This window comes from Actinomyces sp. Z5 (assembly GCF_003287795.1).
GTDB classification, from domain to species: Bacteria; Actinomycetota; Actinomycetes; order Actinomycetales; family Actinomycetaceae; genus Actinomyces; species Actinomyces glycerinitolerans.
In genome coordinates, this window is sequence record NZ_QMIN01000110.1 from 1 (window position 1) to 13,321 (window position 13,321).

The window sequence follows — 13,321 nt, forward strand, 5'->3', positions numbered from 1 at the left end:
CACCACAACAACCACCACCATCCCCGTAGCCGAAATCCAAACCCTCAACACCAGACCAACCAAACAACCATGAGAAACCATCCCTGTAGCCTCCGGCCGATAGCGGCCCTGCTGTCACTGCTGCTCGTCGGCTCCATGCCGGTGGCGTGCTCGCTGGGGACGGACCAGGCAGGCCTGGATATCCCCGGCTTCAGTCCCAATACCACGGGTAGCGATGACCGGGCGAATGCTCAGGCTGCTTTGGACTACCTGAGCCCTGATGGCGAGTTGACCGACGGCAGGTGGGTGCCGGGGGAACAGACCCTGCAGCGGTGGGAGACGCTTGCCGACAGCTGGGACTCCAGCACCCTGGAGGAACTGACGGCGGCTATGGCCGCGGTCTCGACGATGCGTAGCAGCCCGGATGAAGAGACCTCAGCCGCGGCGACCTGGGTCACCGCAAGGTCGATCGAGTTCGCCGTCGACCAGGTGCCGTCCAGGTATTACACCGACGCTGTGAAGGAGAACCTGGCGGTGGTGGTGGTCAACACCGCGGACGAAGGAGTGAAAGTCGCTACGGGCGGTTCCCCTAAGGGATTGGGCCTGTATCAGGGTGAGAAGGGCAAGGACCTGGACGACGCCAACAGCCTGTATACAACGATGGTCTATCGAGTTATTGACAACAAAACCGCCGCTGCGAACATCCGTTCGGCGTTGTTTGATGCCGCCATGGAACGTTATCCGGACGTCGGCGACGTGACGACGCTTGAAATGAAGTATCAGATTGTGGCGAGCGTATACGGATACCTGACTGTAATCGGCGGTGAGCGCATGGTGGATGTCATGGGTGCCAACGCGGAGTTCGACAACCCGATCGGCACAACGCGTTCTGCGCTGGAGGCCATGGCCTATGCCGATGCGGTTAACCAGGGGCTGTTCACCGACCCGGAGGCCTTCAATCCCGAATACCTACAGCATGCAGGCAGTGGTGAGCCCTACTCCTGGTACACCACCAACGCGGACGGCACCACCGCCTTCAACCTCGACAACCCGCCGACCAGCGAACAGAGGGACGGTGTCCATGACTGGGCCAACGCGATCCGTGCCGAACACGATCCTGAATACGCGGTCATGCGTGCGGACAGTGGCGTGAACGCCGGGGTCCGCAGAGGGGTCTGCCTGATCCGTGGAGGGGACGGCATAGGGGGTGAGCCCGGTGAGATCGCGATCAAGAAGGACTAAAACGCTCCTGCTGGCACTACTGCTGGCCTGCATGCCAATGGTGGCGTGTACGGCGGATTCGGGCGAGCGCGGCCTGGACATTCCCGGCTTTGAGCCTAATGCCGCCACCGACCAGGCAAACGCCCGAGCTGCGTTCGAGTACCTCAACCCCGATGGTGAGATGAGTGGCGGTTGGTGGGTGCCGGGGGAGCGGACCCAGGAGCGGTGGGAGGAGCTCGCCGACCGCAGCTGGGACTCCGACGCCCTGGAGGAGCTCACGGCTGCCATGGCGGCCGTGTCAACCATGCGCGGCGGCCAGGATGAGGAGACCTCTGCCGCGGCAACCTGGACGGTCGCCAGGTCGATCGAGTTCGCCGTCGACCAGGTGCCCTTCGAGGACTACACGGAGGCCATGAAGGAGAACCTGGCCGTGGTGGTGGCCAGCACCGCCGACGAGGGCAGCGGGGTGGCCGGTGGCGGCACCACCAAGGGATTGGGCCTGTACAGGGACGATGACAGCAAGAACAGCGGTGATGCCAACAGCGTGTACACCACGCTGATCTACCGGCTAATTGACAATCAGGATGCTGCCGCAACCATCTCCAAGGCGTTCGTCGATGCTGCTATGGCCGATTACTCCGGCATGGCCGACGCCGGCGACGTGGGGGGCATGGGCCAGAATATGGGCAATGCGTACGGATACCTGAATGCCATCGGCGTTGAGCGCATGACGGATATTGCAGGGGCGGACGCGGAGTTCGGCAACCCGATCACCATCACTCGGAGCACGCTGGAATCCCAAGCGTATGCGGAGGCGGTCAACCAAGGCTTGTTCGCCGACCTTGACGCCTTCAACTCCGAGTACCTCCAGGATGAGTTCGGGGAACCGTATTCGTGGTACTCCACCGGCGCCGACGGCGCAGTCAGCTTCAACCTCGACAACCCGCCGACCCGCCGGCAGAGTATTGAGGTCCACAACTGGGCCGATGACGTCGCGCCCGAGCACGACCCGGAAGGCGTATTCATGAACGCGAATCGAGGCCTCAACACCGGTATCAGCGACGGGCAGTCCTTGATCTACGGCCATGATGGTGCGGGCGGTGACCCCGGTGACATCGCGATTGAGAAGTACTGAGCCGACTCGCCTCGAGGTTCGGGGTGCGGCATGCTGCTCGGGTTCCTGCACTGCGCGGGTGCCGTAGTCGGCGGCGCCCACCGATCACACCCGGGCGATCCTCAGCGTGAGGATCTGGAAGGGGCGCAGCTCGAAGCCGCTGGTCAGGGCGCCCGCCTGCGCGCCGTTGGCGCTCTCGGCGGGAACGGTGCGCAACTCGACGGCGTCGCTCGGGCGCTCCAACAAATCGGTGGTGACTACCGAGGCGGCGGCGAAGCCGGTGGTGACTGCGCCGCGGGTGCGGGCCCCCAGTGACTCGTACAGGCGGACGACGACGTCACCGCTGCGATCCTCGGCGAGTTTGACCGTCTCTACGACCACGCCCGTGCCGTCGACGGACACGATCGGGGCCACCTCGTGGGCGCCGGTGACCATGCGCGCAGGCAGGTTGAAGGCATACCCCTCCCGCACGGCGTCGTCGATCGTGGCCCCCGGGCGCAGCGCGACCCTGAGCGAGTGTTGCCCCTGGTCGGCCTCCGGATCAGGGAACAGCGGCGCGCGCAGCAGGGACAGTCGTACCGTCGTCATCGGGTGACCTAAGGCGTCCAGGTCCCGGGTGACGTCGTGGCCGTAGGTGGAGTCGTTCAGCACTGCCACCCCGTAGTCGGGCTCGCCCACGTGAATCCAGCGGTGAGCGCAGATCTCGTAGCGGGCGGCATCCCAGGAGGTGTTCTGATGCGTCGGGCGGGCCACGTGCCCGAACTGCATTTCGGCGGTGGAGGCCTCCGCCACCAGATCCAGGGGGAAGGCCAGCTTGAGCAGCCGCTGCCGCTCATGCCAGTCGACGTCGAAGTCGAAGACCACCTGCTTGGAGCCCGGGCGCAGGCGGATGCACTCCACCAGTGTGGAGGCCCGCCCGAGCGCGCGGGTAAGGCGCACGCACACGCCGTCCGCGTCCCGCGTGACCTCCAGATCCCGTACATCGAGCACGTCTTGGACCGTGTGCCGGTACTCGGCGTCAATGTCCCAGGCATCCCACTGGCGCGGGGTATCGCGGTGCAGCTGCAACAAGCCCGCCCGGGCGCCCGGCGGGAGCAGCTCCCGGCCGGCCTCCAGGTCCACGACCGAGGTAAGGGTCCCGGCGGTGTCGAGCACCAGGCGGAGCAGCCCGTTGTCAATGACCCATCCGCCCGCGGACTGCTCCACCGAGACTTCGCCGAAGGCGGGCGCCGGTTCGCCAGCGCCCAGCGCGGGCACGCCGTCGCGCGCCGCCGGGGCGGCGTTGAGCAGCAGCGGAGTGTCCCCGCTCCCCACGAGGGCCGCAGCGGCGTCGCCGATCACCCCTTCGAGTGTGCGCGCGACCTCGGCGTACTCGGCCTCGGTGCGTTGGTACACCCAACCGATGGAGGTGCCCGGGAGAATGTCGTGGAACTGGTTGCGCAGCACCGTGCGCCACGACTCCTTCAAAGCCTCGTACGGGTAGGGAGCGCCCGCGTAGACGGCCGCCGTCGCCGCCCACAACTCGGCCTCCCGCAACAGGTGCTCACTGCGGCGGTTGCCCTGCTTGGTGCGCAGCTGAGAGGTGTAGGTGCCGCGGTGGAACTCCAGGTACATCTCCCCGTTCCACACCGGCAGCCGGGCACCGCCGCCCCCTTCGGCGGACAGGGCCTCGGCTTCGCCCTGGGCGCGTTCGAAGAAGGTATTCGGGCTGCCCAGCTCCACCGTTGGCACACCCTCAAGATCCTGGAAGCGGTGCGCGGCCGCCAGCATCTCCCGGGTGGGGCCGCCACCGCCGTCGCCGTAGCCGAAGGGCACGATCGAGGTGGTGCAGATGCCCTTCTCCGCGAAGTTCGCCTCGGCGTGGTGCAGCTCGGTGACTGACAGCCGGGCGTTGTAGGCGTCCACCGGGGGGAAGTGAGTCAGTACGCGGGAGCCGTCGATACCCTCCCAGTAGAAGGTGTGGTGCGGCATGCGATCGGTGTCGTTCCAAGACAGCTTCTGGGACAGGAACCAGGGGGAGCCGGCCGCCCGGGCGATCTGAGGCAGTGAGCCGCTGTAACCGAAGGAGTCCGGCAGCCACACGTCCCGCGTCTCCACCCCGAACTCCTCCAAGAAGAAGCGCTTCCCCTCAATGAACTGGCGGGCCAATGCCTCCGACCCGGGCATATTCGTGTCCGACTCCAACCACATGCCGCCCACGGGCACGAAGCGCCCCTCGGCCACCCGCTGCCGGATGCGCTCAAACAGCTCCGGCTGAGCCTGTTTGACCCACTGGTACTGCTGGGCGGAGGAACAGGCGAAGACGAAGCCCGGATCCTGATCCATCAGCGCTAATGCACTGGAGAAGGTGCGCACGCACTTGCGTACCGTCTCGCGCACCGGCCACAGCCAGGCGGAGTCGATATGCGCATGCCCGACGGCGAGCACGTGGTGCGCGCTCGCATTGGCCCGGCAGGCGAGCACGCCGGCCAGCGCGTCCCGGGCCGTCGGCGCGGTGCCGGCCACGTCGGCGGGATCAACGAGGTCGGCGGCACGCTCCAGCGCCGTATCGATGCGGGCGCGGCGGGTGGAGTCCTCCGGCAGGGCGGCCGCCAGCTCCAGCAGGACGGTCAGATCCTGAACCAGTTCCCACACGACGTCGTCGCGCAGGGCCACATCGGCGCGGCCCAGGCGGTACAGCGGGTCGCTGCCCGCGGTCTCCCGATAGCCGTAGGGCGTGGGGGAGAAGCCGAAGCCCCCGGCCACATCCGGGTTGGAGGCGGCCTCCACGTAGACGTCGATAGCATCCGGCTCGCCGTCCCAGGGGACCGTGTGGTTGCGCGGGGAGAGCGCCTTGACCGCCGAGCCGTCCGGGCGCAGCAGCAGGCCCTCGGCCTGGAATCCGGGCTGTGCGGCGGTGAAACCCAGGTCGATGCTCAGCTCCACGTGCGTGCCGTCGGTATGGCGCCATGCCGCGGGCACGTTCCCAATCGCGTGGAACCAGGTGGTGCCCCACGGCGGTCCCCAGGGGGTGCCGACGGCGATGGGGGAGTAGTCCTCGGTGACGGCCCGGGTGAAGTGGACCGGCTCGCCCGGTGCCTGCCAGGCCGACAGCTCCAGGGGCAGGCGATCGCGGTAGATCGCCGGACGGACGTGGTCGCGCAGCAGGCGTTCGGCGCGCTGCTCGGTCAGGAGGGGATTGGAATGCATGTGGTGGTTGTTCCTGGTCTCGTCTGCGGTGAGGTGTTGGCGTCGGATCAGCCCTTGACGGCGCCGGCCATGGCGAAGCCTCCGCCGACGCGGCGCTGCACGATCAGGTAGAGCAGCAGCACGGGGGTGGAGTAGAAGATGGAGAAGGCAGCCAGCTTGCCGTAGGCGATCGATCCATGCGTGCCGAAGAAGTTGTAGATGGCTACCGCGGCGGGCTGGTGCTCGGGGGAGAACAGCAGCACGAAGGGCACGAAGAAGTTGCCCCAGGCGCCGGTGAACACGAAGATGAACACCACGGCGATGCCGGGCTTCATCAGTGGAACCACGATCCGCCACAGGGCGGTCATAGCGGAGGCGCCGTCCACCCAGGAGGCCTCCTCCAGGGAGATCGGTACGGAGTCCATGAAGTTCTTCATCATCCAGATGGCCATCGGCAGGGAGGTGGCCGCCATGAACGCGATGGTGCCTGCAACCGAGTCGAGCAACTGGAAGCTGACGAACAGGGAGTAGACGGGCACCATCATGGCCGTGATCGGCAGGCAGGTGCCGAACAGGATCGTGTACATGAAGCCCTTGTTGAAGCGCATCTGGAAGCGTGACAGCGGGTAGGCCGCGAGCGTGGCCACCACCACGGTGATCGCCGCGGTACCGAAGGAGATCAGCAGGGAGTTCCAGAGCGGACGCAGAGTCTCGTCGACGTTGGCGATCTCGGTGAAGTTGGACAGGGTCCAGGTCTCGGGGACGGAGATGGACACGGTGGCCGCGGGGTCGAAGGCGGACAGGATGATCCATGCGAGTGGGATCAGGAAGCAGACCCCGATCAGCGCCATAATCACCGAGGCAACGATCTTGAGCCCGTGCCCGCGCGGCGAGGAGAGTCTGAGCGATGCTGTGGGTGACTGCTGCATGTCAGGCATGTCAGTCCACCTCCGGTTTGAGCAGTTTCATGTAGACGACGGAGAAGAGCGCCCCCACCAGCAGCGTGACGGTGGCGATCGCCGTGCCGTAGCCGACCTGGGAGAATTTGAACGCCTCCTGGTAGGCGAGCACCGGCAGGGTGGAGGAGCTCGTGCCCGGGCCACCGCCGGTCATCACCCAGATGAGGGTGAACACGCCCAGCGTCTGCAGGGTGGTGAGCATGAGGTTGGTGGCGATGGAACGGCGAATGATCGGCAGCGTGATGCGGAAGAAAGTCTGCGCGGTGGAGGCCCCGTCGATGGCGGCGGACTCCTTGACCTCCGGAGGTACCTCGGCGAGCGCGGCGTTGTACTGCATCATCGAAAATGCGGTGCCGCGCCAGACATTGGCGAGTATGACAGACAGCATGGGGAAGACGAGCAGCCATTTCGGGCCTTCCAGGCCGATGAAGGAGAGCATCGAATTGAGGGTGCCCTCCGAGGCGAAGAAGGCGTAGCAGGCGAAGGCCGCGACGATCTCCGGCAGCGCCCAGGCCACCACGACGATCCCGCCCACCAGGGAGGCCAGTGGCCGCGCGCAGTGGCGCATGAGGACCGCCAGCACCATGCCCAGTACGTTCTGCCCGACGATAGCCGAGGCGAAGACGAAGACCGCCGTCAGGAGAATCGATTTCAGGAAGGCCGGGTCGGAGAAGAGAGTCACGTAATTGCCCAGGCCCACGAACTGTGGCGCGGCCGCCTTGTAACCGCTCATGGCCCGGTCGGTCAGTGACCCGTACAGGGAGTAGATGATCGGGCCGAGCAGGAACAGGGCGAGCAGGACGACGGCCGGAATCAGTGGGGCGGTGCGGCGGAGGGTCCTGCCGGAGTGACGGCGTCGGGCCGACGTTGCGCCTCTACCCGCCGCCGTCGAGCCGAATGTGGCGGGCGTGGTCATTTGGAGGCCGCCTCGGTGCCGTCCTCGCCGACGATGGAGACCAGGCCGGAGTCGTAGGTGGCCGCTGCCTCCTCGGGGGTGGCGTCGTCGGTGACCACGGACTCGCAGGCGATCTGGATGTTCCCGGAGATCTGCGAGTAGTCGGGGGTGGTGGGGCGGAAGTGCGTGTACGGAACCAAGCTCGAGAAGAACTCAAAACTGGGGTTGTAGGAGAGGTAGTCCTCGGACTCGGCTACGTCCATGCGTACGGCGACCTGAGCGTTCTCCGTGTCGTATTTGAGGGTGTTCTCGTAGTTCAGGGCGATCGAGATGAATTGGAATGCGGCGTCGGGGATCGCGCACTTGGAGCCGACGGCCAACGTCCAGCCGCCGGACATGGACGTGAACCCATCGCCCTGGCCGTTCTGCGTGGGCATCATCGCGAAGCCCATCGTCTCCTCCCACTCCGGCCAGGGGTTGTCGCCGGAGATCCAGCCGCCGGGCATCCAGGAGCCGTCGATCGCCATGGCCAGTTTGCCTTGGGGGAGCAGCTCGGTGGAGACGCGGTTGCCGATGGCGGAGTCGAGCGCAACGTCCAGGCTGGGGCCGAGTTCTTCGGCGTAGACCGTGTCCATGAAGGCCAGTGAGTCGATGAAGCCCTGTGAGCCAGTGACCCACTTCTGAGTGTCGGTGTTGTACAGGAGTTCGGAGTCGGTGCCGGATAGGAGCATCTCAAAGCCCTGCATGGAGGTCATCTCGCCGCCGGCCTTGGCGACGAAGATGTTCAGTGGGATGACATCCGGGACCTGCGTCTTGATGGTGCGGGCGGCGTCGAGAATCTCATCCCAGGTGGTCGGCTGCCAGTCCTCGGGCAGTCCCGCTTGGGCGAAGATCTGCTTGTTGAAGTAGATGCCGCGGGTGTCGGTGCCCATGGAGACGCCATACAGCTTGCCGTCGTCGCCGAGCCCGGCCTCCTTGGCGGAGTCGACGAACTGATCCCAGTCCTCCCAGGCCTCCACGTACTCGTCGATGGGCATGAGGTAACCGGCGGCGGCGTCTGAGCGGACCTGGAAGGAGTCCTCGTACATGACATCCGGGGCGGTGGAGTCCGAGCCGTTCATCAGCGCCAGCTTGGTGAAGTACTGGTCCTGTTCGGCCTCGATCGGCACCAGCTCGATGGTTACCTCGGAGTTAGCCGCCTCGAACTCGTCCTTGGCCTTGGTCAACAGGTCCTCGAGCTGGGTGAAGGCCGAAGTCTTCTGGTAGGCGATCTTGAGGGTGCTGCTTGAACGCTTGCTCGAGGAGCCCGAGCATGCAGTGAGTGCGGCCGCCGCCGAGGCGAGTGAGGCGCCGATGAGGAAGCTCCTGCGGCTCGGGTTCGGGTGGGTTAGGGGTGCGGGGGTTGAGTGGGGCATGGGTGGGCTCCTTTGCGCGGGGCATCTACAGTGACGCCATCACTAAATACTCCATCAAATGGATAAAATACTGTCAAGCCGTCCTGGAGGACGTTGCTTAGTCGTTATATAAGGGTGTGTGGGCGGAGCGTCGAGCGTGGACCGTGGCCGGGAGTGGGCGCACGACGTTTCGGCACTTACGACGACGGTTCGTACCTTCCGGTCAACGATTCGTACTCCGCGGTGACGGTTCGTACTGCTGGGTGCCGAACCGTCGCCAGAACTGCCGAAGCGCTGGGGCGAAGTGCCGAACCGTCGGTGGAACGCGTAAACAGTCATCGCAGGGAGTAGCCGCTGTGCCTGGGGGCCATCGCCCGCTTTTGGTGTTTTCTGCATGCGCCATGCGAGGCCGGTGATGGTTTTGCGCGCTGCTGTTGCGGCCGATCTCAGTGGGCGGACCCGGGCTCCACCTCGCCTGTTCGGCATCGACCGCATCCTGGGGATCAAGCGCGGGCCCTCAACTCCCGATGAGCAGCGTTGCCGGAGTCGGCGAGAAGAGGCGGTCAAGCACGAGACAGGCCGCTCCCACGGTACCGGCACGTTCGCCGAGCGAGGAGGTGTGTAAGTTCAGCGGACGCGGTTGCCCGTGCAGCGTGTGATCGGCGATCGCGTGTTGCAACTCGGGTTCGCACAGCGGCCGCATGGCGGCCCAGCGCGGGCCGGTGATGACGATTGCGGATATGTCCAGCAGTTCGGCCACGGCCAGTACGGCAGCGCCCAGCACACGCCCCGCCGAGGCGAACACCTCGATCGCCGTTGCCTCCCCCCGACCGGCGCGGACCAGCAGGTCGGTGAAGCCCTCCTCGATTTCATGGGGATTCCACGAGTCGACCTCGCCCGGAAGCGTCATGCCGAGCTCGCGCGCATGCGCCACCAGCTCGCGCTCGCCCAGCGAGGTGCCCAGGATGCGGCCGCGCGGCGAGGCTGAGAGCGGGTCTCCGGGCAGGTGCATGGTTTCGCCCGCGTTGCCGGTTGTCCCTCGTACCACCTGCCCGGCGATCACGGGGGAGATCGCGGCGCCGGCGCCGAGGTAGAACACCAGAAAGTCGGCCGGATCCGGCGACTCGCCGGTCCATAGGTGCGCCTTGGCCACCGCCGTGACGTCCTTGTCCAGGACGACGTCCAGGCCCGTCTGTCGGGCCAGCAGGTCGCGCAGCGGTACCGTGCCCCAGCCCGGCAATAGGGGCGGACTGACGGTGCCGGCGTCGTCGTCTATCGGTCCGGGTGCGGCGACGCCGATGCCCAGCAGCCTGCCGCGCGGAACCGAGGCCTCTTGCACCATGCGTTCGACCTCGTGGTGCAGATGCGCGATTGCCGCCGTGGCATCCTGGGGCGAGGGCAGCGGGCCGTAGTTCTCGGCGACGATCTCGCCGGTCAGGTCCACTACCGCGATGCCCAGGGCGGATGGGTCGATGTGAACGCCGACGGCGAGTCCTCCGGAAGGGTTGAGACTGAGGGCGACGCCGGGTCGCCCCCTGCCGCCGGGGGGCACGATGCCGGTCTCGCGGATCAGCTGCTGGTTGAGCAACTCACGGGTCACATTGGAGACCGTCTGCGGCGCCAGACCGGTGATCCGCCCGAGCTGTGCCCGGGTGAGTCCGTCGGCGGAGTGGCGGATCGCCTCCAGTACGACGGCCCGGTTGAACCCGCCCACCCGGGGCAGGTTGCTGCCACGTCCCATGGTGCCTCCTGTGGGGTTTGTGCCCGTCCGTGTGGGATGGAGGTTACCCATCCGTGCTTGCCCGCCGGTTCTCGGGGAGGAGGTGCGGGGCCGCGCCCGATCCTACGGATCCTGGTGAACGAGCCCGGTGCTACGCCCGCATCCCCAGACAGGCGGAGGCGTCTGTTTGATCAATCCCAGGAGAAGCCGGAACGCATCTCATACTCCAACTCCGATGCTGCGGCGTTCATACGGGTCTCCCCGAAGTAGTGGCCCATAAGCGCCAGACTCATGTCGATCCCCGCCGAAATGCCGCCACTGGTCCAACGGTCCCGATCGTGTACCCACCTGACGCCCCTTACCCAATTCACCTCGACGCCGAAACCGGAGACCCATTCGAATGCCCGAAGATTCGAGGTCGCGCGGTACCCCTCGAGCATGCCCGCCGCCGCCAACAGTGCCGATCCGGTACACACCGACGTCACGCAATCCACCGTCGACGCCGAGTCGGCCAGTGTGGACAAGAAGCGGGAATCGCTGACCAGTCTTCTGACCCCCTGTCCTCCGGGAGTCATCAGCAGATCGCAATGGTGCGCGTCGGCCAAGATGCCATCGGCAACCAGACGGACACCCTGTCGACTTCTAACCGGGCCCGGACGGGAGGCCAGCAGGTGCACGTCCAGTTCGGGAAAGCGGCCGAATACCCCGAGCGGCCCGCAGGCGTCCAGCAACTCGAAGTCCTGGAAGAGGAGCAGACCTATGCGCAACTGCTCGAACGCGGGCACCATACGAACTCCCAACCCGTAATTGACGGCCATTAACAAAGATGCGGCTTACAAGTCCCAACCCTAGCTCGCCGACCTTCGTGCTCACATGGGGAAGTGGTGCACGAGAGCCTTCCGGCAGTAGCGGCGGCGAACCGGCGGGGGAGTGCCGGGAGGCCGGGCCCAACGCTCGGCGGTCTCCTTCCCCGGCACCCATCTGCCGTCGGTCAACTCGCCGTCGGGGGTGAGGTAGTCCAAAGCAGCCTGGGCATTGGTCTGGTCGCTGTTGCTTGTGGCGCTCGGGTTGAACCCGGGGATGCCCAGGCCGCTCTGGTCAGCCCCCAGTGAGCAACCCACCAAAGGAGCGCAAACCAGCAACAACACCAACAAGGATGCGGTCAGGTGGCGCCGGCGCGAGAGGACCGCGCGGGCCTGGGATCGCGTACCGGGTAATTCCCTGTGTCGGCGCGAAGCGGTTGTGAGCGCCGGAAATACCGCGGAAACGATGGGGCTCAAGAAGACCCAGGCCAAAACATCGCGAGACGCGCCGGAGGGCTGCGAGGCCAGCACACCTAGGAGACGAGAGGCAGGCAGAGTCATTTGATAACCTCTGCCGCCTGGCCGTTCGCATATCCTAGGGTGTGGCCCACATTGATGTCGCTGTCGATGCTTATCATGACAGAATCGTTGACTAGTGTTCTCCAGTTTATGTAACTATGGGCGGTTTCTGGGGTTATGGGGTTGGGGGCGGTGATGGTGGGTTGCCCGTCGACTTCGGTGTAGAAGGAGAAGGGGCCGCCGTTGTTACCGGTAGCGGCCGCCTCCAGCGTCTCCTCGCTGAGCAGACCGTACTGTGCGGCATCAACGTAGGCCTGAGCTGTCAGTACCGTATTCATGTCTGCGGCGTTGATGGTGTCGGAGGTACCGTCTCCTGCGCGTAGTTCGGTAATGCCGTCGAGATAGCCCATGGTCTGTGCGGCGGACTGATACAGCCCAAGCAGGGTTGTTTCGGGGTCGGCGGCCGTGGGCATTTCCGCGTCGATTTGGTTGTGGTGATATTGGAGCATGACGGAGACGAGTGTGTCGGCGGCGTTCTCGTTATCGATGACGCGGTACAGGAGGGTCTCGAACTGCGCGTCGGTAACCAGGCCAGACAGACCATACAGGTCCGAACTCTCCAGAGACTCACCACCCGCTAGGGCGACGACCTCGCCGGGGCTGTTGCCCAGTAGTGCAGCGAGGTTCTGCTTCATCGCATCGGTGTAATCCTTGAGGGGTACCTGGTCGACGGCGAACTCGATCGACCTTGCGGTAACCCACGTCGCCGCGGCTGAGGTCTCCTCATCCGGGCTGCCGCGCATCGTCGAGACCGCGGCCATAGCCGCCGTCAGTTCCTCCAGGGTGCTGGAGTCCCAGCTGTCGGCAAGCGTCTCCCACCGCTCCCGAGTCCGCTCCCCCGGCACCCACCTGCCGTCGGTCAACTCGCCATCAGGGCTCAGGTAGTCCAAAGCAGTCTGAGCATTAGCCTGGTCGTCCTGGCCTGCGGCACCGGGGGCGAAGCCGGGGATATCGAAGGCGTCCCCGCGTGAACCAAGCGAGCAGGCCTCCAGCGGCGCACACGTCATCAGCAGTACCAACACGGCCGCCGCCAGTCGAAAACTTACAGTGCGCTGTTTCATGGTTCATCGGTGGGCTGGACGATAATCGTCTGGATCTCCGCCACCGGGATCGTGGTGGTTGTGGATGTGGTGTGGGTGTCCATGGTTCCGGTAGCACCATCAGAAGCCGTGAACTCGATCGCGTAGGACACCTTCACATCCACCGGCGTCACAGAGTCCTTGAAATGCGCACTGGACCGGTTGAACACGATCAGGCAGTCCGTGCCCTTGGCGTCGTTCTCTTCAGTCCAGGGGATGCCGAAGCCGGTGCACGTGGCGGTGCCATCCTTAGGCTGCAGCGTCAGTCTCGAGGCCGTAGCCGTGATCGTCGCGGTGGTCGACCCCGCCGTAGCCGTCACCTGCACCTCCTTCGGTGTGTCGCCGGTGGCCCACACCCAGGTATCCATACCCACGATCGTGGCCCCCACATCCCCAACCATCGGGTTATA

General features: G+C 65.6%; 9 protein-coding genes and 1 pseudogene. 2 read left to right on the top strand and 8 right to left on the bottom strand.

Annotated features, from left to right (window positions below):
• Positions 1-69: 69 nt before the first annotated feature.
• Complete coding sequence (locus DRB06_RS14820; RefSeq protein ID WP_146750915.1) at positions 70-1,221, top strand: DUF6571 family protein; 1,152 nt, start codon at positions 70-72, stop codon at positions 1,219-1,221.
• Positions 1,196-2,335 carry a DUF6571 family protein gene (locus tag DRB06_RS14825; protein WP_146750916.1) on the top strand — a complete coding sequence of 380 codons (1,140 nt, stop codon included), beginning with the start codon at positions 1,196-1,198 and terminating at the stop codon, positions 2,333-2,335. The genes DRB06_RS14820 and DRB06_RS14825 overlap by 26 nt, the downstream gene beginning before the upstream one ends.
• Before the next feature lie 84 nt (positions 2,336-2,419).
• Here the strand turns inward: DRB06_RS14825 and DRB06_RS14830 are convergent, their stop codons facing one another.
• From DRB06_RS14830 to DRB06_RS14870, 8 genes and pseudogenes are all read right to left on the bottom strand, one after another.
• Positions 2,420-5,503 carry a glycoside hydrolase family 38 C-terminal domain-containing protein gene (locus DRB06_RS14830; RefSeq protein ID WP_111820368.1) on the bottom strand — a complete coding sequence of 1,028 codons (3,084 nt, stop codon included), beginning with the start codon at positions 5,501-5,503 and terminating at the stop codon, positions 2,420-2,422.
• Positions 5,504-5,550: 47 nt separating this feature from the next.
• A complete protein-coding gene (locus DRB06_RS14835) occupies positions 5,551-6,420 on the bottom strand; it encodes a carbohydrate ABC transporter permease (protein ID WP_258522287.1) in 870 nt (289 codons plus the stop codon).
• A 1-nt stretch (position 6,421) separates the two neighbouring features.
• A complete protein-coding gene (locus tag DRB06_RS14840; RefSeq protein WP_108965557.1) occupies positions 6,422-7,357 on the bottom strand; it encodes a carbohydrate ABC transporter permease in 936 nt (311 codons plus the stop codon).
• On the bottom strand, positions 7,354-8,751 hold the full coding sequence (locus tag DRB06_RS14845; protein ID WP_111820369.1) for an extracellular solute-binding protein: 1,398 nt from the start codon (positions 8,749-8,751) through the stop codon (positions 7,354-7,356). The genes DRB06_RS14840 and DRB06_RS14845 overlap by 4 nt, the downstream gene beginning before the upstream one ends.
• A gap of 496 nt (positions 8,752-9,247) precedes the next feature.
• Positions 9,248-10,471, bottom strand: a complete 1,224-nt coding sequence (locus DRB06_RS14850) for an ROK family protein (protein ID WP_159097602.1) — start codon at positions 10,469-10,471, stop codon at positions 9,248-9,250.
• 170 nt (positions 10,472-10,641) lie between these two features.
• Positions 10,642-11,238 (bottom strand): DJ-1/PfpI family protein, encoded by a 597-nt coding sequence (locus DRB06_RS14855; RefSeq protein ID WP_181575285.1) that lies wholly within the window; start codon positions 11,236-11,238, stop codon positions 10,642-10,644.
• Positions 11,239-11,810: 572 nt separating this feature from the next.
• Positions 11,811-12,893, bottom strand: a complete 1,083-nt coding sequence (locus DRB06_RS14865) for a DUF6571 family protein (protein WP_146750917.1) — start codon at positions 12,891-12,893, stop codon at positions 11,811-11,813.
• Positions 12,890-13,321: pseudogene (locus tag DRB06_RS14870) on the bottom strand (hypothetical protein); the annotation flags it as partial. The gene DRB06_RS14865 and the pseudogene DRB06_RS14870, both read right to left, overlap by 4 nt.

Excerpts from the sequence above, each read along its gene's own strand:
- DRB06_RS14840 (WP_108965557.1), bottom strand. The coding sequence starts at position 7,357 with ATGACCACGCCCGCCACATTCGGCTCGACGGCGGCGGGTAGAGGCGCA.
- DRB06_RS14835 (WP_258522287.1), bottom strand. The coding sequence starts at position 6,420 with ATGCCTGACATGCAGCAGTCACCCACAGCATCGCTCAGACTCTCCTCG.
- DRB06_RS14845 (WP_111820369.1), bottom strand. The coding sequence starts at position 8,751 with ATGCCCCACTCAACCCCCGCACCCCTAACCCACCCGAACCCGAGCCGC.
- DRB06_RS14855 (WP_181575285.1), bottom strand. The coding sequence starts at position 11,238 with ATGGTGCCCGCGTTCGAGCAGTTGCGCATAGGTCTGCTCCTCTTCCAG.
- DRB06_RS14830 (WP_111820368.1), bottom strand. The coding sequence starts at position 5,503 with ATGCATTCCAATCCCCTCCTGACCGAGCAGCGCGCCGAACGCCTGCTG.
- DRB06_RS14850 (WP_159097602.1), bottom strand. The coding sequence starts at position 10,471 with ATGGGACGTGGCAGCAACCTGCCCCGGGTGGGCGGGTTCAACCGGGCC.
- DRB06_RS14865 (WP_146750917.1), bottom strand. The coding sequence starts at position 12,893 with ATGAAACAGCGCACTGTAAGTTTTCGACTGGCGGCGGCCGTGTTGGTA.
- DRB06_RS14820 (WP_146750915.1), top strand. The coding sequence starts at position 70 with ATGAGAAACCATCCCTGTAGCCTCCGGCCGATAGCGGCCCTGCTGTCA.